This is a genomic window from Pseudomonas mendocina (assembly GCF_900636545.1).
In the GTDB taxonomy this organism is placed as follows: domain Bacteria; phylum Pseudomonadota; class Gammaproteobacteria; order Pseudomonadales; family Pseudomonadaceae; genus Aquipseudomonas; species Aquipseudomonas mendocina.
Genome location: NZ_LR134290.1, coordinates 2190458 through 2213971, shown reverse-complemented (window position 1 = coordinate 2213971; position 23514 = coordinate 2190458). Strand labels below are relative to the sequence as shown.

Here is a 23514-nt window from a genome sequence, read left to right as displayed (position 1 = left end):
ATCGTGAGCGCCCATCTCCAGCAATTCTCTTTTTGCCGCACTCATGCCCGTCGAAACGGACCATCATGGCGGCGTGACAGGCTAGTTGACGGCCCCGCCTTGATCGCCGTCACATTGCGTGTCGCGTACGGACTTCACGAATGCACGAATCTTGCCTGCATCCTTTATGCCTTTACTGGCCTCGACTCCACCGCTGACATCGACTGCATAAGGCCGAACCTGGCGAATCGCCGCAGCGACGTTGTGCGCCTCCAGGCCGCCGGCAAGAATGATCGGTTTAGCCACACCCTGTGGTACAAGCGACCAGTCGAAGGCCGCCCCGGTTCCCCCGGGCACCCCCTCGACGAAGGTGTCGAGAAGAATGCCGCGCGCACCAGCATAAGGCGCCATCGCGGCAGCCAGATCCTCACCAGGACGGACACGCAGCGCCTTTATGTAGGGCCGGCCATAGCCTTCGCACTCAGCGGGCGACTCGTCACCATGAAACTGCAGAAGGTCCAGCGGTACCTGCTGCAGTACGGCCAGCAACTGTTCACGCGGCATGTTCACGAACAGACCGACGCTAGTCACGAACGGCGGCAAGGCCTGCACGATCTCCGCAGCCTGCTCGACACTCACCGCACGCGGGCTCTTGGCGTAGAACACCAGACCTATGGCATCCGCCCCGGCCTCTACGGTGGCCAGCGCATCCTCCACACGGGTAATGCCGCAAATCTTGCTGCGCACACGCATTCGCATCATGCCTTTTGTCTGTCGGACGCCGGATGGTAGCAAAGGCTCAGCCGCGGCGCACATCTACCAGGCCGGATAGAAAATGCGGCCCCAGATAGCGCGACGGCAACTCGAACTCTTCCGGATAATCGACCTGCACCAAATACAGGCCGTAGGGGTGTGCTGTCACCCCTCCACTATGGCGATCCCCGCGCTCAAGAACCTCGCGCGCCCACTCGGGCGGCCGCTCGCCGGCACCAATGGTCATCAATACACCGGCGATGTTACGCACCATATGGTGTAGAAACGCATTGGCGCGGATATCCAGAACGATAAAGCGGCCATGTTCGATCAGTTGCAGATGGTGAACGGTCTTTATCGGGGATTTGGCCTGGCACCGCGTAGCGCGGAAGGCACTGAAATCATGCGTGCCTACCAAGGCCAGAGCCGCTTCACGCATGCGCGCCACATCAAGCGGGCGATGATTCCAGGTGACCTCTTCGGCCATGTGCGCCGGACGAATCGGATCGTTATAGATAACGTAGCGATAGCGTCGCGCCATAGCCGAAAAACGCGCGTGAAAGTGCGCCGGCATCACCTTCGCCCAGGTGACGCTGATGTCGCTGGGCAGGTTCATGTTGGCCCCCATGACCCAGGCATGCAGCGAGCGCTCAACGGTGGTATCGAAATGCACCACCTGACCACTGGAATGCACGGAAGCATCGGTGCGCCCTGCACAGTGAATAGTGACAGGCGCACCGCCTGCCACCTTCGACAGCGCATCCTCCAGGCAACCCTGGATGGAGGCGACCTTGCCACCCTGGCGTTGGAAACCACGATAACGTGCGCCCTTGTATTCGAGGCCCAGGGCGACTCTGGAAAAGCCAGCGGCCGCCATTTCGGCGGCCGCTACAGGTACTGCTTCAGACATGGAATCGATCAAACCAACTTGGAAATCATCTCGCGAGCTTCCTGCTGCTGTGCGTCGTTACCTTCGGCGACCACTTCGTCGAGAATGTCGCGAGCCCCTTCGGCGTCCCCCATGTCGATGTAGGCGCGCGCCAGGTCGAGCTTGGTCGCCGTCTCATCGGTTCCGGAGAGGAAATCGAAGTCGTCGTCACCATCCAGATCGCTGGAAAGGCTGTCCACCGAGGCCAATGGGGGGGCTTGCGGCTCATCGAAGCCATTCGACAGCTGATCCAGCTCGGCAGTCACTTCGTCGAGTTGCGCGGCGAAGCTGTCCGGCTCTACAGCAGGCTGAACCGGCGCCTCGTCTTCGAGCGATAGGTCGAAATCGGCAGGTAGATCAAGGTCGGCAGCCGGCGTTTCTTCTGGCAGGTCGAGGCTCAAGCCGGACAGGTCATCGGCCGGCTGACTCAGCGGCATATCATCGTCGAGGCTGAGCAGGAACTCATCCGTTTCGTCGCTGGAGGCGGCAGCAGGCTCGTCCAGATCGAGGCTGAACGCAGAGAGATCGTCAGCCGGCTGGGACAGCTCGACCTTGTCGTCGCCCAGGGCCAGATCGAAGTCCAGGTCGTCATCAGCGGCAGCGGTCGGAGCGGCTGGCTCGTCGATCAGGCCGAAATCCAGCTCGTCATCCAGCGACAGCGGCGCTTCGTCAGCCTTGGCGGACTGCAGGTCATTCTCCAGATCAGCCTCAAGATCGTCGAGGCTCAGATCGAAGGCATCATCCAGATCACCCGATGCGGCAACAGGGGCCTCAGCGACCGGTTCATCCAGACTGAGATCATCCAGGCTGAACGCGTCCACGTCGTCCTCAGCGGACGCCGCAGCAGCCACCACGCCAGCACCTGCAAAGGCAGCAATGGCCGGGTACTTGGACTTCAGTTGCTCAGCTTCGGCGGTCGCCCCACCGATCTCGCGCAACTCGTTGTCCTGACGGGCAAAGCCTTCGCGGTCACCCAGCTCGGCGTAAACCTCCATCAGCTTCAGGCGCAAGTCGCTACGATGCGGCTCGTCGTTGATCGCATTCTGCAGCAGTTCAGCTGCCTGATTGAAACGACCATAGGCGATGTAGATATCCGCCTCACCCAGCGCATCACCAGTCTGCGCGGTAACTCGCTCCTCACCTGCGACCGGAGTGGCAACCGGCTCGTCATCGAGCCCAGCGAGACTGTCTGCCGGCATATCCAGATCGGATGCAAAGGCCTGATCCTGAGAAAGGTCGTCGGCCAGCTCGTCCTGCAGCTCGGCCTCCTTCATCGCATTACGACGCGACAGCGCCATCAGAGCGACCAGCAGAAGCAGCAGCGCACCGCCGCCAGCCAGCCCCAGAGTCATCGGGTTGGCCATCAGGTCATCGATAAAGCTCTGTGGGGCCGGAGCGGGTGCAGGAGACGGCGCCGCGGGCTTGGCATCCTCAGCCGGCTTGGCCGGAGCAGCAGGCTCAACGGCAGCAGCCGGCTCCTCGGCCGGCTGTTCATTGGCGGCGGCGCTGTCTTCAACGGACGCCGCGGGCTCCTCGGAATAGTTGTAATCAGGCGCCGCCTCTTCGGGCGGCGAAGCCGGCGGCGTTGCAGCCTCCGCAGCGGGCGGCGCTGCCTCAGGCTGTGCAGCAGGAGCTTGCGAGGCAGGCTCGGTGACCGGGGCTTGTGCAGTTGCGCCTTCCTCAGCAGCTGGAGCAGCCGACAGATCGGCCTGCAACTTGGCCAACTGGCTATCTTTCAGTTCGACCAGCCGCTGCAGCTTATCCAGCTGACTTTGCAGGTCACCGACGCGACTCTGCAGCTCGGCGTTCTCGCGACGGGTCGAGTCCAGGCTTTCCTGGGTCACGGCCAGCTTGTCAGCCAGCGCCTTGCTGTTGGCAGACCCGGTATCGCTACCGCGAGTGGACTGACCTGCCTCAGCCGCAACCAGTTTCAGGCTATCGGCCGACTCGGCAGTGGCCGGCGCAGAACCTGCGGTGGTACGGCGGGTGGCATCCAGCTGGCGCGAGGCAACGGCGCGACCTTCGCGCCAGGCGGCATTCTGCTCAGCCACCTGAGCAACCGCCTCTGCATTACTGCGACTGCGAATCTGTTGCTCGTCCGGCAGGCGCAGCACCTGGCCGCTCTTCATGCGGTTGATATTGCCGCCAATGAAAGCGTCAGGATTCAGGTCCTGGATGGCCAGCATGGTCTGATTGACCGAAGAACCACCACCGACACGCTGAGCGATTTCCCAGAGCGTATCGTTGGCAGTGGTTCTGTATTCGTTACCGGAAATGGCGCGTGAAGCCGGGGCCGGCGCTGCAGGACGTGGAGCCGGAGCAGGAGCGGCACTGCGCGGCACTGGTGCCGGAGCCACAGACGGACGCGGCGCTGGCGCGGCGATCGGCAGTTGTGGAGCAGCAGCCACTGTCGTTTGCGGAGAGTAAAGTGGCGGATCGAGCAGCAGGGTGTATTCGCGCAGCAAGCGACCGTTTGGCCAGAGCACTTCCACCAGGAAGTTGAGATAAGGCTCGCGGACGGCCTTACTTGAAGTGACACGAATAACGCTCTTGCCATTAGGCTTCAATACGGGAGTGAACTTGAGATCGGTCAGAAAGTACTGACGATCAACCCCCGCCTTGACGAACTCTTCAGGGGACGCAAGGCTCGGAATCACCTCATTGGAGGCTAGGTCGCGCACCTCCAGCAATTCGATTTCCCGCTACCAACGGCTGATTCAACGAAGATTGCAGGGTAACTTCACCCAAACCCAGCGCATGCGCCATACCGGAAGACAGCGCGGAAGCGGCTGCGATTGCCAGCACCAGTTTGCGAACCCGAACCATAGCGTTATCCCTTGTTTTAGCTTTTTTCTCGGCATGCGAGAGGGTCTTGAGAACTGCTGCCTGCCTCCGCTCCAAGAGCGGCTCCCCATTCAGCAATCAACTCAGCCAGTATTGCCAAGCTAGAAAGATTCTTCAAATTTCTAGGTAAGTATCTTTTACAGATAGTGTTTTATCAATAACTCGGCTATCTGCACAGCATTCAGGGCGGCGCCTTTTCTTACATTATCAGACGCAATCCACAAATTGAGTTGACGTGGATCGCTGACGCCAAGACGCACACGCCCGACATAGACCTGATCCTGCCCTACTGCGTCACCCACTGCGGTCGGGTAATCGCCCGCCTCAACCAGCTCGATACCCTGAGCAGCCTCGAGGGCCTGCCGCACCGCAACAAGGTCGATATCCCCATCAGCCTGCACACCCAGCGCCAGGCTATCGCCAAAAAAAACGGGCGCCAGTGCGCACGTCGCAGCCACCGGAAGCTGAGGCGCGCCCAGAAGTTGCTGGACTTCCAGGGCAAGGCGTTTTTCCAGCTGCGCATGCCCTTGCCCATCGACCTCGCCAATCTGCGCCAACAAGTTGAAGGCAACTTGGCGATCCACCGTCTTGGGCTCCAGTGGACGCGCGTTGAGCAACTCCGCGGTCTGCCGCGCCAACTCCTGTACACCACTACGCCCCAGGGTCGAGATGGCCAACATGGCTGTCAGCTGCAACCGCTGCGGTTGCAGCACGGATTTCAATGCAGCCAGCACCAATGCGCAGGCGACCGCCGAGGGCGTCGGCGCACTCACACAGCATGGCTTGCTCAAAGCCGGCAGCCCCTCGACTCCCAGCTCGGGCAGCACGCATGGCGCCTGCTCCAGCGGCAACGCAGCGCTCAGATCGATGAGCGAGCAACCGGCCGCCAGCACACGCTCACGACAGGCACGCGTCACGTCTGCACCGGCCGCGAAGAATGCCAATTGCACCTGAGAGAAATCGAAAGTCTCGAGCGAACGGACCCGCACCTGGCGGCCACGGAAGGACAAGCTCTGCCCAGCCGACTCGCTACTGGCCAGCAGATGTAGGTCCTTGACCGGAAACTCACGCTCTTCGAGCAACTCGACCAGCGTTTCACCGACGTTACCGGTGGCGCCGATCAGGGCGACATTGATGGGCTGACTCATGGACTGACCTACAACACGGAAGGAGCGGCACTGTAACTGCACGCCCCTCGTCCGAGCAATCGGCGCGCGCGCCCATAAAAAGACAAAGCCCTTCTGCCGAAACAGAAGGGCATTGTTTGACTACGGGCGTTCGGCCTGAAGCTTAGCGCTCCAGCAGAATCCGCAACATACGGCGCAGCGGTTCGGCAGCGCCCCACAGCAGTTGGTCGCCGACGGTGAAGGCGCCCAGGTACTGCGAGCCCATGTTCAGCTTGCGTAGACGACCTACCGGAACGCTCAGGGTGCCAGTCACAGCAGTCGGGCCGAGGTCGCGGATGGAGTCTTCGCGATGGTTCGGCACCAGCTTGACCCAAGGGTTGTGCTGACTGATCAAGCCCTCGATGTCAGCCATCGGCACGTCCTTGTTCAGCTTGATGGTCAGCGCCTGGCTGTGGCAACGCATGGCGCCGATGCGCACACAGATGCCGTCGACCGGAATCGGGTTCTTGAAGCGACCGAGGATCTTGTTGGTCTCAGCCTGGGCCTTCCATTCTTCACGGCTCTGCCCGTTCGGCAGCTCCTTGTCGATGTAGGGGATCAGGCTGCCGGCCAGCGGCACGCCGAAGTTATCGACCGGGAAACCTTCGCCACGCATGGTTTCGGCGACCTTGCGGTCGATGTCGAGGATGGCACTGGCCGGATCGGCCAACTCATCGGCGACACTGGCATTGATCGCGCCCATCTGCTTGATCAACTCGCGCATGTTTTGCGCGCCGGCACCGGAAGCTGCCTGGTAGGTCATGGCGCTCATCCACTCGACCAGACCGGCTTCGTACAGACCACCGAGGGCCATCAGCATCAGGCTGACGGTACAGTTGCCGCCGATGTAGTTCTTGCTGCCGGCATCCAGCGCCTGGTCGATGACCTTGCGGTTGACCGGGTCGAGCACGATCACCGCACTGTCATCCATACGCAGGCTGGAAGCCGCGTCGATCCAGTAGCCCTGCCAGCCGGCTTCACGCAGCTTGGGGAAGACTTCATTGGTGTAGTCGCCACCCTGGCAGGTCAGGATCACGTCCAGGCCCTTCAGGTCGTCGATGCTGTAGGCGTCCTTCAGCGGAGCAATGTCCTTGCCAATGGCAGGGCCCTGGCCGCCGACATTGGAGGTGGTGAAGAACACCGGCTCGATCAGGTCGAAGTCCCGCTCTTCCAGCATGCGCTGCATGAGCACGGAACCGACCATGCCACGCCAACCGATCAGACCTACACGTTTCATAACGACTACACCTATATAAACAGCCCGCCGGAACCACCCCGGCGGGGCTGGGAAGATTACAGACTACGCAGCGCGGAGGCTACCGCATCACCCATCGCAGCAGTACCGACCTTGGTCTTGCCTTCGGACCAGATGTCACCGGTACGCAGGCCCTGATCCAGCACCAGGCTCACCGCTTTCTCGATGGCATCGGCGGCAGCGACCTGGCCGAAGCTGTAACGCAGCATCATGGACACCGAGAGAATAGTGGCCAGCGGGTTGGCGATGCCCTTGCCGGCGATGTCCGGCGCAGAGCCGTGGCACGGCTCGTACATGCCCTTGTTGTTGGCGTCCAAGGATGCCGACGGCAGCATGCCAATGGAACCGGTGAGCATCGAAGCCTCGTCGGACAAAATGTCACCAAACATGTTGTCGGTGACCATCACGTCGAACTGCTTGGGCGCACGCACCAGTTGCATGGCGGCGTTGTCGACGTACATGTGGCTCAACTCGACGTCCGGGTAGTCCTTGGCCACTTCCTCGACCACGGCGCGCCACAGTTGGCTGGACGCCAGCACGTTGGCCTTGTCCACCGAGCACAGCTTCTTGCCGCGCACGCGGGCCATGTCGAAACCGACCTTGGCGATACGACGGATTTCGCTCTCGCTGTACGGCAGCGTGTCGTAAGCCATGCGCTCGCCGTTTTCCAACACCTTGCTCTCGCGCGGCTGGCCGAAATAGATGCCGCCGGTCAGTTCACGGACGATAAGGATATCCAGCCCGGCGACCACTTCCGGCTTGAGACTGGAGGCTTCGGCCAGTTGCGGGTAGAGGATGGCCGGGCGCAGGTTGCCGAACAGGCCCAGTTGCGAACGGATCTTCAGCAGACCACGCTCCGGGCGAATGGCCGGATCGATGGCGTCCCACTTCGGGCCACCAACGGCGCCGAGCAGCACGGCATCGGCGGCCTTGGCACGCGCCAGGGTTTCGTCAGCCAGCGGCACGCCGTAACGGTCGATGGCTGCGCCACCCAGGTCATCGAAGCTCAGCTCGAACCCCAAGGCGTACTTGTCGTTGGCCAGGTTCAGTACCTTGACCGCCTCGGCCATGATTTCCGGGCCGATACCATCGCCGGGGAGAACCAGAATCTGTTTGCTCATCTTTTTTCCTTCGGAAAAGGCTGCGGGCCACAGGCTTCAGGCCGCAAGCAAAAAGCCTGCAGCCTGTCGCTTGCAGCCGCTGTTATTTGATTGCGCCGAACAGCCAGGGGCTGCTCTGCTGGTACTTGGCTTCGAAGGCCTTGATCGCGTCCTGATCCTGCAGGGTCAGGCCGATGTCGTCCAGACCGTTGAGCAGGCAGTGCTTGCGGAAGGCATCGACTTCGAAGCTGTACTGCACACCATCGGGGCGGGTCACAGTCTGCGCCTCGAGGTCGACGGTCAGCTGATAACCCTCGGTAGCCTCGGCCTGCTCGAACAGCGCATCGACCTCTTCATCCTTGAGGATGATCGGCAGCAGGCCGTTCTTGAAGCTGTTGTTGAAGAAGATGTCGGCGAAGCTCGGCGCGATCACGGTGCGGAAACCGTACTCATCCAGCGCCCAGGGCGCGTGCTCACGCGAGGAGCCGCAGCCAAAGTTCTCGCGAGCCAGCAGCACACTGGCGCCCTGGTAACGCGGGAAGTTCAGCACGAAATCCTTATTGATCGGACGCTTGGAGTTGTCCTGGTTCGGCTGGCCGATATCCAGGTAGCGCCACTCGTCGAACAGGTTCGGGCCAAAGCCGGTGCGCTTGATCGACTTCAGGAACTGCTTGGGAATGATCTGGTCGGTGTCGACGTTGGCACGATCAAGTGGGCAAACCAGGCCAGTGTGTTGGGTGAAAGCTTTCATGTGCGGTCTCCTCAGGCCTGGATCAATTCACGAACGTCGATGAAGCGGCCTGTCACCGCAGCAGCGGCAGCCATGGCCGGGCTGACCAGGTGGGTACGACCACCCGCGCCCTGACGGCCTTCGAAGTTACGATTGGAGGTCGAGGCACAATGCTCGCCGCTGCCCAGTTTGTCCGGGTTCATCGCCAGGCACATGGAGCAACCCGGCTCACGCCATTCGAAACCGGCTTCGATGAAGATCTTGTCCAGCCCTTCCGCCTCGGCTTGCGCCTTGACCAGGCCGGAGCCCGGCACCACCAGCGCCTGCTTGACGGTCGCGGCGACCTTGCGGCCCTTGGCCACCTCGGCGGCGGCGCGCAGATCCTCGATACGCGAGTTGGTGCAGGAACCGATGAACACGCGATCCAGCTGGATATCGGTGATCGGCTGGTTCGCGGAGAGGCCCATGTATTTCAGCGCACGAGTGATCGAGTCTTTCTTCACCGGGTCGGCTTCGACGGCCGGGTCCGGCACGTTCTGGTCGACGGCCAGGACCATTTCCGGCGAGGTGCCCCAGCTGACCTGCGGCTTGATGTCTTCGGCTTTCAGCTCGACCACGGTGTCGAACACCGCATCGGCGTCGGAGACCAGGTTCTGCCACTGCGCCACGGCCTTGTCCCAGTCGCCGCCCTTGGGCGCGAACGGACGATCCTTGACGTAGGCGATGGTTTTCTCGTCCACCGCTACCAGCCCCACACGAGCGCCAGCTTCGATGGACATGTTGCAGATGGTCATGCGCCCTTCCAGCGAAAGGTCGCGGATCGCGCTGCCGGCGAACTCCAGCGCATGACCGTTGCCGCCGGCTGTGCCGATCTTGCCAATCACGGCCAGGACGATGTCCTTGGCGGTGACGCCGAACGGCAATTTGCCTTCGACGCGCACCTGCATGTTCTTCATCTTCTTGGCCACCAGACACTGGGTCGCGAGCACGTGCTCGACCTCGGAGGTACCGATGCCGTGGGCCAGCGCACCGAAGGCGCCATGAGTGGAGGTGTGCGAGTCGCCGCAAACTACGGTCATGCCCGGCAAGGTAGCGCCCTGCTCCGGCCCGACCACGTGAACGATGCCCTGACGCACATCGTTCATCTTGAATTCGAGGATGCCGAAGTCATCGCAGTTCTCGTCGAGGGTCTGCACCTGGATGCGCGAAACTTCGTCAGCGATGGCTTCGAGGCCACCCTGACGCTCGGCCTTGGTGGTCGGCACGTTGTGATCCGGGGTGGCGATGTTGGCGTCGATGCGCCACGGCTTACGCCCGGCCAGACGCAGACCTTCGAATGCCTGCGGCGAGGTCACCTCATGGAGGATGTGGCGATCGATGTAGATCAACGAGGAACCGTCGTCGCGACGTTTCACTTCGTGCATTTCCCAGAGCTTGTCGTAGAGCGTCTTGCCAGTCATCAGCCTTACCTCATCAGCGCCTTTTGAGCACATCCATGAACTGCCTGCGTGATCACCGCCCGGCGTCAGAAGTGCACCTTTCTATGCCCGGGCGAAAAGGCCCTTTGGCTTATAGGGAGAATGCTATTGCCGGGCACGAAATAACTCAAATTCATATTTTTTATTCAAAGGATTCCGCATTGGAATGTATGCTCAATGTATCTTCCATACCCGGAGCGCTCCATGGATCTGGCCAACCTCAATGCCTTTATCGCCATCGCCGAAACCGGCAGCTTTTCCGAAGCTGGCGAACGCCTGCACCTGACCCAGCCAGCCGTGAGCAAGCGCATTGCCGGCCTGGAACAGCAACTGGGCGTGCGCCTGTTCGACCGCCTCGGTCGCGAGATCGGCCTCACCCAGGCCGGCCGCGCCCTGCTGCCACGCGCCTACCAGATTCTCAACGTGCTGGACGACACGCGCCGCGCGCTGACCAACCTGTCCGGTGAAGTCAGCGGCCGTCTGACCCTGGCCACCAGCCACCACATCGGCCTGCATCGCCTCCCTGCCCTGTTGCGCGCATTCACCCGCGCCCACCCACAGGTGGCACTGGATATCCAGTTTCTCGACTCGGAAGTGGCCTATGAAGAAGTCCTGCATGGCCGTGCCGAGCTGGCGGTGATTACCCTCGCCCCGGAGACACGCGAGCCGATTCGTGCCGTGGCGGTCTGGGATGACCCGCTGGACTTCGTCGCCGCGCCGGAACATCCGTTGGCGCGCAGCCAGGTGATCAGCCTGGCCGACGTGGCGCAACACCCCGCGGTGTTCCCCGGAGGCAACACCTTTACCCATCACATCGTGCAGCGCCTGTTCGAGGCTCAGGGCCTGACACCGAACATCGCCATGAGCACCAACTACCTGGAAACCATCAAGATGATGGTTTCCATCGGTCTGGCCTGGAGCGTGCTGCCACGCACCATGCTCGACGAGCAGGTCGCACGCCTGCCGATACCCGGCATTCAGCTGACCCGCCAGCTGGGCTACATCCTGCATACCGAACGCACGCTGTCCAATGCGGCACGGGCATTCATGGATCTGCTCGATAGCCAGCGGGACGACCTTGCATAGGCCACCGGCATCAGACTAACGTGGCGACATAACGATAAAAAAAGTGTCTAGATGCCATTAATGCCCGCCCCGCGCATCGCGCATTCCGGAGAACGGTTCGGCCATGGCCAGATCGACTGACCAGACCCCGCCACTGCCACATATCCCGGCGATGGATCCCGCCGAATTCGAGCAAACCTGGCAAGACGCACCGCGCTTGCTGGCTGCCCTGAATGGTGCGCACCTCGGCACCTGGTACTGGGACATTCGCAGCGGCCAGGTCAACTGGTCGCGCGGCGCACAGGCGTTGTTCGGCCTCGACCCCAATCGCCCGGTGACGCGAGAACTGCATTACATCGAACTGATCCCCGAGGAGGAGCGCGCCGAAGTCCTGGCGACATTCGAGGCCATCCTCAAGGGCGAACAGATTTCCAACGCCCTGCGCCACCGCATTCGCTGGCCGGACGGCAGCCTGCACTGGCTGGAGATCACCGGCAGTCTGCAACGCGAGGCCGACGGCCGGCCACGGATGTTTGGCGTGATCCGCGATATCAGCGCCCAGCAGGAGCGTGCCGAGGCCCTGCGCGCCTCGGAAGAACGCTTCGCCAGCCTGTTCCGCCTGAGCCCCGACATCATGATGCTGGTGCGCTACGACAACAGCGAGATCGTCGAGGTCAACCAGCACTTCACCCACGCCTTCGGCTGGAACGCCAGTGATATTCTTGGTCGCCCGACCCATGAGCTGAATCTCTGGGTACACGCCAGCCAGCGTGATCAGTTGCGCCAGCAGGCACCACTGAGCCGTGAGCCGGTGATTCAGGAAGTGCAGCTGCGCACCCGCGCCGGCGACATTCTCGACGGCGTGTTGTCGAGCCAGTACATCGAACTGCAGGGCGACCGCCTGATGCTCTGCACCTTTCTCGACACCAGCGAGCGCAAGCGTGCAGAAAACGCGCTGCGCGCCAGCGAGGAAAAGTTCGCCAAGGCCTTCATGCATACTCCTGACGCGGTGGCCATCACCGACCGGGAAACGGGTCGCTTCATCGAGGTCAACCCGAGCTTCGAGCGGCAGTTCGGCTGGAGCAGCATGGAAGCAGTGGGCCACACCTCCCTTGAGCTGGGAATATGGGCTGACCCAAGGGATCGTCAGCGCATGCTCGAAGCTGCACGGGCCGGGCGCCTGGATAACCTCGAGGTACGCCTGTTCAGTCGCGATGGCAGTGTCACCAGCAACCTGCTGTTCGGCGGAGAAATCGAACTCAATGGCACCACCTGCCTGGTCCTCACCGTGCGCAACATCACCGAACAGCGCGCCCAGGAACAGGCCCTCAACGAAAGCAAGCAACGCCTGCGCCTGGCCCTGGAATCCGCCGATCTCGGCACCTGGGACTGGCATATACCCAGCAGCCGGCTGATCGCCAGTGCGCGGGCATCACAACTCCAGGGGCTGGAGGCAGCAACCTTCGAAGGCGCCTTCCTCGATTTCTTCCGCAAAGTACCGATGGAGGATCGACACAACCTGCGCCAGAGCTATCAACGCCTGGTGCAGGAGCGCCGCAGTCACTATCAGGTCACCTACCGCGTACACCTGGAGAATGGCGGCCTGCGCTATCTCGAAAGCACCGCCAAGCTGCAACTCGATGAGGCCGGCCAGCCGCTGCGCATGGTCGGCACGCTGGTCGACATCAGCGAGCGGCTAATGCGCGAGCAGCGCGTCAGGGCCTCGGAGGAGAAGTTCGCCAAGGCGTTTCATTCCAGCCCCGACGCCATCACCATCACCGAGCGCGACAGTGCCCGCTACATCGAGGTCAACGAGGGTTTCACCCGCCTCACCGGCTATTCGCCGGACGAGGTGGTCGGACGTACGGCATTCGAGATGGACATCTGGGCCTTCCCCGATGAGCGCCAGCAGTTGCTCGAGCAACTGGCTCGCAATGGCCAAGTGCTGCATCTGGAAATGCACGGCAAGCATCGCAGCGGCGAGGTACGCCTGGTGGACGTCTCCGTGCAGCCCATCGAGCTCGATGGCGTACCCTGCCTACTGCTGACCGCGCGCGACATCAGCGAACTCAAGCAGGCCCAGGCGCAGGTTCAGCACCTGGCCTACCACGATGCACTGACCAACCTGCCCAATCGCGCCCTGCTGATGGATCGCCTGACTCAGCAGATTTCACTGCTCAAGCGGCATGACCTGCGCGGCGCCCTGCTGTTCCTCGACCTCGACCACTTCAAGCACATCAACGACTCGCTCGGCCACCCCGTCGGTGACTCCGTGCTGCGTCTGGTCACCGCCCGTCTGGAGGCCAGCGTGCGTCTGGAGGATACCGTGGCACGCCTGGGCGGCGACGAATTCGTGGTCCTGCTTTCGGGTTTGGAGGGCAAACGCTCGGAGGTCACCCGCCACGTCCGCCAGGTCGCCGACAAGCTACGCCAGTTGCTCGCCGAGCCGATGCTGCTGGACGGCCACCGCCTGCAGGTCACGCCGAGCATTGGCGTCGCGCTGATTCCCGACCACGGCAATACCCCGGCGGACTTGCTCAAACGCGCCGATATCGCCCTGTACCGCGCCAAGGACTCTGGCCGCAATGCCATCCAGCTGTTTCGTACCACCATGCAGGATGCTGCCAGTGCTCGCCTGCGCCTGGAGAATGATCTGCGCCTGGCGCTGGCTCGCGGCGAATTCGAACTGCACTTCCAACCCCAGGTCGACGCCCGTGACGGTAAGGTAGTCGGCGCCGAAGCCCTGCTGCGCTGGCAGCATCCGCAACTGGGGCCGCAATCGCCGGCGCACTTCATCCAGGTACTGGAAGAAAGCGGATTGATCGTCGAAGTCGGTGGCTGGGTGCTGGCCGAAGCCTGCCACTTCTGCTCGCAGTTACTGACTGGCGGCCTGGTCGATAGCGAGCGCTTCAGCCTCTGCGTCAACATCAGCCCCCGCCAGTTCCGCCAGCACGACTTCGTCGAGCGCGTAGCCAGTTGCCTGCGCGACAGCCAGTTGCCCAACGCCATGCTCAAGCTGGAAATCACCGAGGGCATCGTCATTCAGAACATCGACGACACCGTGGGCAAGATGCTGCGCCTGAAGAAGCATGGCGTCAGTTTTGCCATGGATGACTTCGGCACAGGCTACAGCTCACTGACTTATCTCAAGCGCCTGCCGGTGGACATGCTGAAGATCGACCAGTCGTTCGTGCGTGACGCGACCAACGACCCCAACGACGCCGAGATCATCCGCGCCATCGTTGCCATGGCGCGTAGCCTGGGCCTGGCGCTGATCGCCGAGGGCGTCGAGCAGCAGGACCAGCTGGAGTTCCTGCAGTCGCAGGGCTGTCATCTCTACCAGGGTTATCTGTTCAGCAAACCGCTGCCGCAGGAAGCCTTCCGCGACCTACTGAGCATGCAGAACGGCTGAAACCCAGCCCAACGAAAAAGGCGCCCCGCGGCGCCTTTTTCATCTGCATCGACTCAGTTTTCCAGCGCAGGACGCTGGCTGCCGATGGGGATGCGCTTGGCCTTGGCCTCTTCCGGCACGATGCGCTCCAGATCGACATGGAGCAGACCATTTACCAGGTTGGCACCCTTGACCTCGATATGGTCGGCCAGGCGGAAGGACAGCTTGAACGCGCGCTGGGCAATGCCCTGATGCAGGTAGCTGATGCTCTCGGCGCTACGATCGCGCTTGTTGCCGACCACGGTCAGCACGCCCCGCTCGACCTGCAACTCCAGGTCGTCTTCCTCGAAGCCCGCAGCCGCGACCACGATGCGGTAGTGGTCTTCGCCATGCTTCTCGACGTTATAGGGCGGGTAGGAACTGCCGGCGTCATTGCTGCGCAGAGCAGATTCGAAAAGATCGTTGAAACGGTCGAAACCGACGGACTGGCGAAACAGAGGGGCCAGAGACAGTACGTTACTCATGAGTATTCTCCTGAAAATTTCAGCAAGGTTCATATCGCGGAACCCGACTTCGGCATCCCGCAGTCACGTATCTAGGGTCGCCAGAATATTTTTCAAGAGTCTGAAAAATTCGTTTACAGCCGGCATAGAAGCATGTGGTCACCAGCCACGCCCGTCCCTACCGCAGCGTGCGCCATGCGCGGCAAAGCTCAGCAAGGAAATGTGCCCGCCGCCTGGATTTCATCCAGGCCACGAGGTTTTAACTGGGGGCATCATCAGCAACTGGTCGATACGCTCGCAATCCTGCTCGCGACGCACCTCGGCAAACAGCGCGACGGCCTCCGGATAGGTACGAGTGAGCATCGCCAGCCACTGCTTAAGGCGGCCGGGCGCGTAGCGCGGCGCCAGCTTGCGGCGCGCCTGCTGCCAGAAGTCGAGCAGCAGCGGCTGCAGTTCGGCCCAGCTCATTTCCGCGGGCGCCTCTCCAGCTCTGACCGCCGCGATCTGCCGCGCCAGGCCAGGGCGCGATACCAGACCGCGGCCCAGCATGATGTCATCCACGCCACTGATCTCGCGGCAGCGGCGCCAATCGTCCAGCGTCCACACCTCACCATTGGCGAACACCGGCACGCCGACGACCTCTTGCACCCGTGCGACCCACTCCCAGTGCGCCGGCGGCTTGTACCCCTCGACCTTGGTGCGCGCATGCACGACGATCTGGCTCGCACCACCTTCGGCCAGCGCCCGCGCGCAGTCCAGCGCGCCCTCCTTGCCCTCGAACCCCAGGCGCATCTTCGCCGTCACCGGGATATCGGCTGGCACAGTGCGCCGCACTTCACGGACGATGGCATGCAGCAACTCCGGCTCCTTGAGCAGCACCGCACCACCACGCGACTTGTTCACCGTCTTGGCCGGGCAACCGAAGTTGAGATCGATCACGGGCGCACCAAGGGTGCAGGCAAAGGCAGCATTGTCGGCCAGGCACTGTGGATCGGAGCCGAGAAACTGCACACGCATCGGCGTACCAGCCTGGGTCCGTGAGCCATTGAACAGCTCGGGGGCCAGCTTGTGATAGGTGGCAGCCGGCAACAGTCGCTCACTGACGCGAATGAACTCGGTCACGCACCAGTCGATGCCACCGATACGGGTCAGGACGTCGCGCAGGATCTCGTCGACCAGCCCCTCCATGGGCGCCAGGGCGATTTGCATGGGGTATTCCGGAAAAAAGGGGCACACAGTTTAGGTTCTGCACGGAGTGCCGTCGAGCGAAGGTCAGGCGAAGCAGAAGACAGTACACGGAGGTATCCGCATCGGCATTCAAACAGGCGCCGGCGACACACGGACACGTGTCGCGGCAGGGTCGCGCGCGACGCGCAAGATAGGCCACACTGGCCGACCACCAAACAGGAGGCTCGCCATGCGTTATCTCGCGCTGATCGTTCTGGGTATCTACTGCCTGGGCGTACAGGCCAATGACACGCGCCCGACAGCCATCGAGCAGATGCCGCCAGATCCGGTAGCCGAGGCCCCGGCTCGCTTGATCTTCAGCCGCGACAACAACGCGCCGAACGCCTGTGACGTTGAGCTTTACGTCAACCAGCAGGTAGTAGCAAGACTTGGCCCGAGCGAGCAAACCAGCCTGGACCTGCCCAGCGGCGAGCTGAGCATCGCCGTGGCCCTTTCGCCGGACGGCTATTGCGGCGGCCGCGGGCCGGAGGTCGCGCAATCGGTACTGTTACGGCCCGGCGAAACCCGCCAATTCGCCGTGGTGGTCGAGCCCGAGCAGGTATTTCTCGCCCCGGTAATCGACTAAACGGCGTTACAGCTCCAGCGGATAAGGCGGCGTCAACGCCTTGCCGTAACCTTCGACGAACTCCGCCGGCATGCGCCTGGGGCGCCCACTGGACAGCTCGATGCAAACGAAGGTGGTCTTAGCCCTGAGCAGCGTCACCCCATCCTCGGGACGTATCAGCTGGAAGCGGCGATCCATCTTCAGGCGCTGATCGGACTCGACGATCCAGGTGCCCATCTGCAAATGCTGCCCTTCATAGGCGCTGGCCAGATAATCGATCTCGTGACGCACCACGGCCATGGCGCGGTCCAGACGGCGGTACTCGACCAGATCCAGCCCCAAGAACTGCGAATGCCGCCAGGCGCAACGCTCCAGCCAACTCACGTATACGGCGTTGTTGGCATGGCCGAGACCGTCGATGTCCTCCGCCGTCACTTCGATATCGATGACGAAGGGGCTGGGCAGCTCCCAGTTCATTGCGGTACCTCCAGGTTGCAGCCGGCACGCAGAGTCGCGGCTGGCGGGTGATCCAGCTAAACAGTGGCCGCCAGTATCCCAGCGACCGCCAATCAGGTGCTGCATGATACGCCGCAGCGCCAGCACATGCAGTGCCGAGCTTTCATCACCTGATGGTGGCGCGCCATAATGCGGCACTCGCCAGAGCGCCCGAGACCGAGCAATTGACAGCCATTCTGCGCCTATTGATGCTTCTGCTGCTGCCTGCACTGTCTTGGGCTGACAGCCTACCGTTGCCTATCGGCCAGACGCAGATACTGCCCGGCCCCTACCTGTCTTTCTGGGGAGACCCGAGCGGCGAGGCCAGCTTCTCGGATATCCGCGCCCTACCCGACTCGGCCTGGCAAGCAGTCGATAGACGAGACGCCAGCTTCGGTTACAGCGGCAGCGCCTACTGGCTGCGCCTGGACGTGCACAACCCGCACAGTCGCTCGCTTGGCTGGGTGCTGCTGGTCGGCAATCCATTGCTGGATTACCTCGACGCTTACGGTCTGGACGGAGAGCGAGTCTACCGCGCCGGCGACCAGCGCCCCTTCAGTTGGCGCTGGGTCGAGCATCGCCAACTTGCGCTCCCCTTGCACGTAGAGGCGGGCGAGCAGCGGCGCATCTGGCTGCGCATGCAGACTGCAGGCTCGGCCAACCTCAGCGCCAGCCTGATGACACACGAGGCCTTCGACCATCAGGAGCAGAGCGGCCTGTTGCTCCAGGGGCTGTTCTTCGGCGCTCTGATCGCGATGCTGATCTACAACCTGACCATTTTCTGCATCACGCGCGACCGCAATTACCTCTGGTACAGCCTGTTCGTCGGCAGTTTCAGCCTGTACCAATTCATCCAGCTCGGCTTCGCCCTGCAATGGCTGTGGCCCAACGCCCTGACCTGGCATCAGCTCAGCTTCCCGCTCAGTTCGGCACTGGCCACGCTCTTCGGCATTCACTTCACCTATAGCGTGCTGGAGCTGGACAAAGCTGCGAAGCCTTACCGCTGGACCACCCAGACACTCAAGGTGTGTGCCTGGCTGGTGCTCGGCATGGCGTTGTTCGGGCCTTATACTCCCGCGCTGATTGGCAGCTTCGTGCTGGTGATCGCCTGCGCCGTGGCGGCCTTCATCATCACCCTGCTGCGCTGGCGCAGTGGCTACGCGGCCGCACGCCTGTTCGCCCTCGGCTGGTTCGTACTGATCGCCGCCAGCCTCGCCAGCATCCTTACCGGCACCGGACTGCTGCCTTATTCTCTGCTGACCCTGCATGCCCAGCAGGTTGGCGGCCTGATCGAGATGACAGTGTTTTCCATCGCCCTTGCCGCTCGTATACGCCAGGCACAACAAGCCGAACGCCAGGCGCAAGCCAAGCTGATCGATCAGGAGCGCCGCCTGCGCAACGAACAAGCCAAGCACCTGGAGCTGCAGACACAGATAAGTGAAAGTCTGGAACAACGCGTACAAGAGCGCACCGCGACCCTGCGCGATACCTTGCAACAACTGTCCAACGCCAACCTGCGCCTGGCCGAGCTGAATCGCCGCGACGGCCTCACCGGCCTGTTCAATCGCCAGACGTTGAGCGAGGAATTGGCGCGCGCCTGCGCCCGGGCCGAGCGTAGCCGACAATCGCTGGCAATTCTGATGATGGACCTGGATCACTTCAAGCAGGTCAATGATCACCATGGCCACCTGGCCGGCGACGCCTGCCTGCGCCATGCAGCCCAGCGCATTCAGCAGCGCCTGCGTAGCAGCGATCTGCTGGCGCGTTTCGGCGGTGAGGAATTCGTCGCCCTGCTCGACAGTACCGACCTTACTGGCGCACTCGACCTGGCCGAACAGCTACGCGAAGACATCGCCAGAACTCCTTGCAGCTATCAGCAACAATCGATCCCACTGAGTCTGAGCATCGGCCTACACGCCGGCGTACCGAGCGACCCCTGCTGCGGCGAGCACTGGCTCGAACTGGCGGACCGAGCCCTGTATCGCGCCAAGTCAGACGGGCGCAACCGTGTGGTCAGCTACGAGGCCAGGGCCTTCAACGACCTCTGAGGCACCTGTTTCAACAGATCGAGCACCGCCTTTACCATCAGCGGATCACCCAACAGGCGCTGGTGCCCGCCGGCCGGCAGGCGCAGCAACTGGCTGTCGAACCAGGCAGCGTGAATCAGTTCGGCCTCATCCACCGGCACCACCCGATCATCCTCCGCATGGACGATCAAGCCAGGCAACTCCAGCTGATAACGCCGTACGTCGAGATGCGCAGCGGGAATGCCTGCAGTTCTCTCCACCTGACGAACGAAATGCGCACGTGCCTCGGCCGGCAAACCCATGAAATGGGCAAAACCACGCAGCATCGTGAGAATCCGGCTCGGCGCCGATATGGAAACCAGCGCCTCGGTACGCAACCCCATCTGCGTAGCCAGCAACGCACTGGCGCCGCCCATCGAGTGACCGACTACCGCCTGCAATGGCGGCAGCTCGCTGGCAGCCTCAAGCAGTGCTCGCGCAAACAGCACGACATTCGCCTCGCGACCAGGCGAGCGCCCGTGCGCCGGAGCATCCAGCGCAACCACGCCGTAGCCCGCCTTTACCAACCCGTGAATCAACGCCGAGAACTGCGTCGGCCGGCCCTCCCAGCCGTGCATCAGCAGGACCGTAGGCCCACTGCCCCAGCGCAAGGCAGACAGCCCGAAGCGCAAGGTGATGCGCTCGGCACTGGTCAACAGGGGCAGCTCCCACTCACGTGGCGGCAGGTTACGCGGCGTCATGAAGCGCTCGCGCAAACGGCTGGCGACCAATTGCGGAGCGACCCTGCCCAGCGTTGCATTGACACCGCGTACCCACGTCATCTGGTTCATCACCCTCTCCTCACGCTCTTGATCAGATCACTGCCGACTTGGCAGCACGCAACAGCCGGTCGGACAAAATCCCCGGACCCAATGCCCTCGCCAACGCCAGACCGCCTACCATCAACGCCAGGTCGGCCAACGCCGCCTCCGCCTCTTCTGGTGCTTGACTCATCTGCGCCACCATCAACTCAACGTGTTCGGCCAGAGCCTGCCGGAACCCCTCTGGCAAGCGTGCGATTTCCGCCAGCGAGCTCGGCAAGGGACAACGCCCCTCCACATCGTCACGATGCTTGCGCGAGAGATAGAAAGCCGCCAGCAACACCCTGCGCTCTCTGCCGCTCAAGCTCGAGTCGACCATGGCGACACGCTCCCGGCGGATCCGGAGTACCTGCTCGAACGCCTCCAGCATCAATGCGTCCTTGCTGACGAAGTGCGCATAGAAGCCGCCCACCGTCAGCCCGGCTGCCGCCATCACTTCGGCCACGGCCGGGTCGCCCGGCCCTCGCTCGGCGAGTACACGACCAGCCGCGGCGATAATGCGTTCACGGGTTTCACGCTTGCGCCCACTCATGACCTTGTCCTTTATATGATGCAAACAATATTACGATCATCATATTAATTTGCAAGCGGCCTGTACGACCATTGGTCCGCACTGCGGAAACGCAGGCCGAGCGCCAGACAAAGAAGACGAAAACAAAAAGGGGCCACCTCTGAAGAGGTGGCCCCTGAGTCCCGCAAATGCGGCAAGAAAAATGGCGTCCCCTAGGGGACTCGAACCCCTGTTACCGCCGTGAAAGGGCGGTGTCCTAGGCCACTAGACGAAGGGGACGAAACCTTCGAACGACAAGGCCAGCGCTAGGCTGGCCTTGTGTGTGATTGGTGGAGCTAAACGGGATCGAACCGTTGACCTCTTGCATGCCATGCAAGCGCTCTCCCAGCTGAGCTATAGCCCCGAAACCTTGCGGTCGGCTCGCAACGCTTGCGCGTCACGACTGGAAAATGGCGTCCCCTAGGGGACTCGAACCCCTGTTACCGCCGTGAAAGGGCGGTGTCCTAGGCCACTAGACGAAGGGGACAAAACCTTCGAAGAACAAGGCCAGCACTACGCTGGCCTTGTCAGTGTTTGGTGGAGCTAAACGGGATCGAACCGTTGACCTCTTGCATGCCATGCAAGCGCTCTCCCAGCTGAGCTATAGCCCCGAAACCTTGCGGTCTGGCTGCAACGCCTGAGCGCTGCGGCTGGAATAAGTGGCGTCCCCTAGGGGACTCGAACCCCTGTTACCGCCGTGAAAGGGCGGTGTCCTAGGCCACTAGACGAAGGGGACGCAAGACCCTTATCGCGAACCGACTCACATCGATTCTGGCACTCCCTAAGGAGTCGAGATTGGTGGAGCTAAACGGGATCGAACCGTTGACCTCTTGCATGCCATGCAAGCGCTCTCCCAGCTGAGCTATAGCCCCATCTCGAGGACGGGGCGCATGTTAAGAGCGCCCCGATTGGCTGTCAACAACATTTTTCCTGCCAGCCAAAAGTTTTTGCCACTAGAACAATTACTTAGAGCCTACAGAGAGTAAACATCGACCGTAGGAGGGGCTTTCGACTCTGGCATCCTGCTTCGTTCTGCCCCCTGCACCCATGCAGTCGTGGCTGCGACAAAATCAAATCATCGCGACTAAAGCCCCTCCCACACGCTCGCGCCTCAACTCAGTTGATGGCCGCCAGCAGCTTCTCCCACTCCTTGGCCTCTTTCTTCGAGGTGCCACCGAGCAGCTCCAGAGCCTGGCGCAGGCGGAAGCGGGTCAGATCCGGGCCGAGGATTTCCATGGCATCGAGCACCGACACCGAGCTGGCCTGGCCGGTGATGGCGGCGAACATCAGCGGCATGGCGTCACGCAGCTTCAGCTCCAGATGTTCGACCACAGCCTGGATGCAGCCGGTAATACGGTCTTTTTCCCACTGGCGCAGCGCTTCGAGCTTCCACAGGACCAGTTGCATCAACTGGCGCACCTGGTCGGGCGAGAGCTTCTTGTGCTCGAACAGCTTGGCGTCCAGGTTCAGCGCCCCGGAGAAGAAGAAACCGGCCAGCGGTGCGATCTGGCTGAAGGTCTCCACCCTGCCCTGCACGTGCGGCGCGATCTTCATCAGGTACTCGGGGTTGAGCGCCCATTTCTGCACTTCGGCGGCGAAGGCTTCCACCGGCAGCTCCCGCAGCCACTGACCGTTGAGCCAGGACAGCTTTTCCAGGTCGAAGATCGGCCCGCCGAGCGACACGCGGTTGATGTCGAAATGCTCGATCATCTCGGCTAGGGAGAACTTCTCGCGCTCGTCCAGCATCGACCAGCCCATGCGGCCGAGGTAGTTGAGCATGGCCTGCGGCAGATACCCCATGCGCTCGTAGAAGGTGATGCTGGTGGGGTTCTTGCGCTTGGACAGCTTGCTCTTGTCCGGATTACGCAGCAGCGGCATGTAGCACAGCGCCGGCTGTTCCCAGCCGAAGTATTCGTAGAGTTTGATCAGCTTGGGCGCGGACGGCAGCCATTCTTCGCCACGCAGCACGTGGGTGATGCCCATCAGGTGGTCATCGACCACGTTGGCCAGGAAGTAGGTCGGTAGACCATCGGCCTTCATCAGCACCTGCATGTCCATGCGATCCCACGGAATCTCGACATCGCCACGCAGCATGTCCGGCACCACGCAAACGCCCTCGCTCGGCACCTTCATGCGCACTACGTGCGACTCGCCTGCGGCGATGCGGCGCTGCGCCTCGGCCGGCTCGAGGTGCATGCAGTGACCGTCGTAACGCGGAGTTTCTTTGTTGGCCATCTGCTGCGCGCGCACTTCATCGAGGCGCTCGGCGGAGCAGAAGCACGGGAAGGCATGACCCTTGGCGACCAGTTCGTCCGAATACTTCTTGTAGATCTCGCCGCGCTCGCTCTGCCGGTACGGGCCATGCGGGCCGCCGACATCCGGGCCTTCGTCCCATTCGATACCCAGCCAGCGCAGGGCGTCGAAGATCTGCCGCTCGGACTCGCGGGTCGAACGCAGCTGGTCGGTGTCTTCGATGCGCAGGATGAACTGACCACCGTGCTGACGAGCGAAACACAGGTTGAACAGTGCGATGTAAGCGGTGCCGACATGGGGGTCGCCGGTCGGTGATGGCGCGATACGGGTACGAACGGTGGTCAT

At 62.2% G+C, this 23514-nt stretch carries 17 protein-coding genes, 6 tRNA genes and 1 pseudogene; 4 read left to right on the top strand and 20 right to left on the bottom strand.

From position 1 onward, the window contains the following. Positions 1 to 81: 81 nt before the first annotated feature. The 8 genes and pseudogenes from EL191_RS10140 to leuC form a co-directional block, all read right to left on the bottom strand. The gene (locus EL191_RS10140) at positions 82 to 732 is read right to left on the bottom strand and encodes a phosphoribosylanthranilate isomerase (protein ID WP_041978584.1); all 651 of its coding nucleotides are present in this window, start codon (positions 730 to 732) and stop codon (positions 82 to 84) included. A 46-nt stretch (positions 733 to 778) separates the two neighbouring features. Continuing rightward, positions 779 to 1642, bottom strand: coding sequence for a tRNA pseudouridine(38-40) synthase TruA (gene truA, locus EL191_RS10135; RefSeq protein WP_013715127.1), 864 nt, complete (start codon positions 1640 to 1642; stop codon positions 779 to 781). 8 nt (positions 1643 to 1650) lie between these two features. Next, positions 1651 to 4486: pseudogene (locus EL191_RS10130) on the bottom strand (FimV/HubP family polar landmark protein). Positions 4487 to 4641: 155 nt separating this feature from the next. Next, positions 4642 to 5652 (bottom strand): aspartate-semialdehyde dehydrogenase, encoded by a 1011-nt coding sequence (locus EL191_RS10125; RefSeq protein WP_041978580.1) that lies wholly within the window; start codon positions 5650 to 5652, stop codon positions 4642 to 4644. Between the two features lie 142 nt (positions 5653 to 5794). Continuing rightward, positions 5795 to 6907: an aspartate-semialdehyde dehydrogenase gene (gene asd / locus EL191_RS10120; protein WP_041978577.1), complete on the bottom strand. Its 1113-nt coding sequence runs from the start codon at positions 6905 to 6907 to the stop codon at positions 5795 to 5797. Positions 6908 to 6963: 56 nt separating this feature from the next. Next, positions 6964 to 8046, bottom strand: a complete 1083-nt coding sequence (gene leuB, locus EL191_RS10115) for a 3-isopropylmalate dehydrogenase (protein ID WP_041978574.1) — start codon at positions 8044 to 8046, stop codon at positions 6964 to 6966. Between the two features lie 82 nt (positions 8047 to 8128). Next, positions 8129 to 8776, bottom strand: a complete 648-nt coding sequence (gene leuD / locus EL191_RS10110) for a 3-isopropylmalate dehydratase small subunit (RefSeq protein WP_013715122.1) — start codon at positions 8774 to 8776, stop codon at positions 8129 to 8131. A gap of 11 nt (positions 8777 to 8787) precedes the next feature. Continuing rightward, on the bottom strand, positions 8788 to 10215 hold the full coding sequence (gene leuC, locus EL191_RS10105; RefSeq protein ID WP_041978572.1) for a 3-isopropylmalate dehydratase large subunit: 1428 nt from the start codon (positions 10213 to 10215) through the stop codon (positions 8788 to 8790). Positions 10216 to 10437: 222 nt separating this feature from the next. On the opposite strand from leuC, the gene EL191_RS10100 reads away from it, so the two are divergent. Beyond that, positions 10438 to 11319, top strand: a complete 882-nt coding sequence (locus tag EL191_RS10100) for a LysR family transcriptional regulator (RefSeq protein WP_013715120.1) — start codon at positions 10438 to 10440, stop codon at positions 11317 to 11319. Positions 11320 to 11422: 103 nt separating this feature from the next. Then, entirely contained in the window at positions 11423 to 14710 is a 3288-nt protein-coding gene (locus tag EL191_RS10095; RefSeq protein WP_041978570.1) for a sensor domain-containing protein, read from the top strand. Positions 14711 to 14763: 53 nt separating this feature from the next. Here the strand turns inward: EL191_RS10095 and EL191_RS10090 are convergent, their stop codons facing one another. Continuing rightward, positions 14764 to 15213 carry an Hsp20 family protein gene (locus EL191_RS10090; RefSeq protein WP_013715118.1) on the bottom strand — a complete coding sequence of 150 codons (450 nt, stop codon included), beginning with the start codon at positions 15211 to 15213 and terminating at the stop codon, positions 14764 to 14766. A 219-nt stretch (positions 15214 to 15432) separates the two neighbouring features. Next, the gene (locus tag EL191_RS10085; protein ID WP_041978567.1) at positions 15433 to 16401 is read right to left on the bottom strand and encodes a tRNA dihydrouridine synthase; all 969 of its coding nucleotides are present in this window, start codon (positions 16399 to 16401) and stop codon (positions 15433 to 15435) included. 208 nt (positions 16402 to 16609) lie between these two features. On the opposite strand from EL191_RS10085, the gene EL191_RS10080 reads away from it, so the two are divergent. Beyond that, the gene (locus EL191_RS10080) at positions 16610 to 17005 is read left to right on the top strand and encodes a hypothetical protein (protein WP_041978565.1); all 396 of its coding nucleotides are present in this window, start codon (positions 16610 to 16612) and stop codon (positions 17003 to 17005) included. 6 nt (positions 17006 to 17011) lie between these two features. Here the strand turns inward: EL191_RS10080 and EL191_RS10075 are convergent, their stop codons facing one another. After that, the gene (locus EL191_RS10075) at positions 17012 to 17461 is read right to left on the bottom strand and encodes an acyl-CoA thioesterase (RefSeq protein ID WP_041978563.1); all 450 of its coding nucleotides are present in this window, start codon (positions 17459 to 17461) and stop codon (positions 17012 to 17014) included. 152 nt (positions 17462 to 17613) lie between these two features. On the opposite strand from EL191_RS10075, the gene EL191_RS10070 reads away from it, so the two are divergent. After that, positions 17614 to 19527, top strand: a complete 1914-nt coding sequence (locus EL191_RS10070) for a sensor domain-containing diguanylate cyclase (RefSeq protein ID WP_331852429.1) — start codon at positions 17614 to 17616, stop codon at positions 19525 to 19527. Here the strand turns inward: EL191_RS10070 and EL191_RS10065 are convergent. The 9 genes from EL191_RS10065 to gltX form a co-directional block, all read right to left on the bottom strand. Further along, a complete protein-coding gene (locus EL191_RS10065) occupies positions 19497 to 20336 on the bottom strand; it encodes an alpha/beta hydrolase family protein (RefSeq protein ID WP_041978558.1) in 840 nt (279 codons plus the stop codon). The two genes, EL191_RS10070 and EL191_RS10065, sit on opposite strands and share 31 nt — an antisense overlap. Positions 20337 to 20358: 22 nt before the next feature. Further along, positions 20359 to 20898, bottom strand: a complete 540-nt coding sequence (locus EL191_RS10060; RefSeq protein ID WP_041769417.1) for a TetR/AcrR family transcriptional regulator — start codon at positions 20896 to 20898, stop codon at positions 20359 to 20361. Between the two features lie 182 nt (positions 20899 to 21080). Then, a tRNA-Glu gene (locus tag EL191_RS10055) sits at positions 21081 to 21156 on the bottom strand. 48 nt (positions 21157 to 21204) lie between these two features. After that, positions 21205 to 21280: transfer RNA gene (locus EL191_RS10050), tRNA-Ala, on the bottom strand. Between the two features lie 47 nt (positions 21281 to 21327). Then, a tRNA-Glu gene (locus EL191_RS10045) sits at positions 21328 to 21403 on the bottom strand. 48 nt (positions 21404 to 21451) lie between these two features. Next, positions 21452 to 21527, bottom strand: a tRNA-Ala gene (locus EL191_RS10040). Positions 21528 to 21576: 49 nt separating this feature from the next. After that, positions 21577 to 21652: transfer RNA gene (locus EL191_RS10035), tRNA-Glu, on the bottom strand. Positions 21653 to 21712: 60 nt separating this feature from the next. Next, positions 21713 to 21788: transfer RNA gene (locus tag EL191_RS10030), tRNA-Ala, on the bottom strand. Positions 21789 to 22032: 244 nt separating this feature from the next. Beyond that, positions 22033 to 23514, bottom strand: coding sequence for a glutamate--tRNA ligase (gene gltX / locus EL191_RS10025; RefSeq protein ID WP_041978515.1), 1482 nt, complete (start codon positions 23512 to 23514; stop codon positions 22033 to 22035).

Excerpts from the sequence above, each read along its gene's own strand:
- EL191_RS10085 (WP_041978567.1), bottom strand. The coding sequence starts at position 16,401 with ATGCAAATCGCCCTGGCGCCCATGGAGGGGCTGGTCGACGAGATCCTG.
- EL191_RS10065 (WP_041978558.1), bottom strand. The coding sequence starts at position 20,336 with ATGAACCAGATGACGTGGGTACGCGGTGTCAATGCAACGCTGGGCAGG.
- EL191_RS10100 (WP_013715120.1), top strand. The coding sequence starts at position 10,438 with ATGGATCTGGCCAACCTCAATGCCTTTATCGCCATCGCCGAAACCGGC.
- leuD (WP_013715122.1), bottom strand. The coding sequence starts at position 8,776 with ATGAAAGCTTTCACCCAACACACTGGCCTGGTTTGCCCACTTGATCGT.
- EL191_RS10125 (WP_041978580.1), bottom strand. The coding sequence starts at position 5,652 with ATGAGTCAGCCCATCAATGTCGCCCTGATCGGCGCCACCGGTAACGTC.
- EL191_RS10060 (WP_041769417.1), bottom strand. The coding sequence starts at position 20,898 with ATGAGTGGGCGCAAGCGTGAAACCCGTGAACGCATTATCGCCGCGGCT.
- leuC (WP_041978572.1), bottom strand. The coding sequence starts at position 10,215 with ATGACTGGCAAGACGCTCTACGACAAGCTCTGGGAAATGCACGAAGTG.
- EL191_RS10070 (WP_331852429.1), top strand. The coding sequence starts at position 17,614 with ATGGTGGCGCGCCATAATGCGGCACTCGCCAGAGCGCCCGAGACCGAG.
- truA (WP_013715127.1), bottom strand. The coding sequence starts at position 1,642 with ATGTCTGAAGCAGTACCTGTAGCGGCCGCCGAAATGGCGGCCGCTGGC.
- gltX (WP_041978515.1), bottom strand. The coding sequence starts at position 23,514 with ATGACCACCGTTCGTACCCGTATCGCGCCATCACCGACCGGCGACCCC.
- EL191_RS10090 (WP_013715118.1), bottom strand. The coding sequence starts at position 15,213 with ATGAGTAACGTACTGTCTCTGGCCCCTCTGTTTCGCCAGTCCGTCGGT.
- EL191_RS10140 (WP_041978584.1), bottom strand. The coding sequence starts at position 732 with ATGCGTGTGCGCAGCAAGATTTGCGGCATTACCCGTGTGGAGGATGCG.
- asd (WP_041978577.1), bottom strand. The coding sequence starts at position 6,907 with ATGAAACGTGTAGGTCTGATCGGTTGGCGTGGCATGGTCGGTTCCGTG.
- EL191_RS10095 (WP_041978570.1), top strand. The coding sequence starts at position 11,423 with ATGGCCAGATCGACTGACCAGACCCCGCCACTGCCACATATCCCGGCG.
- EL191_RS10080 (WP_041978565.1), top strand. The coding sequence starts at position 16,610 with ATGCGTTATCTCGCGCTGATCGTTCTGGGTATCTACTGCCTGGGCGTA.
- leuB (WP_041978574.1), bottom strand. The coding sequence starts at position 8,046 with ATGAGCAAACAGATTCTGGTTCTCCCCGGCGATGGTATCGGCCCGGAA.
- EL191_RS10075 (WP_041978563.1), bottom strand. The coding sequence starts at position 17,461 with ATGAACTGGGAGCTGCCCAGCCCCTTCGTCATCGATATCGAAGTGACG.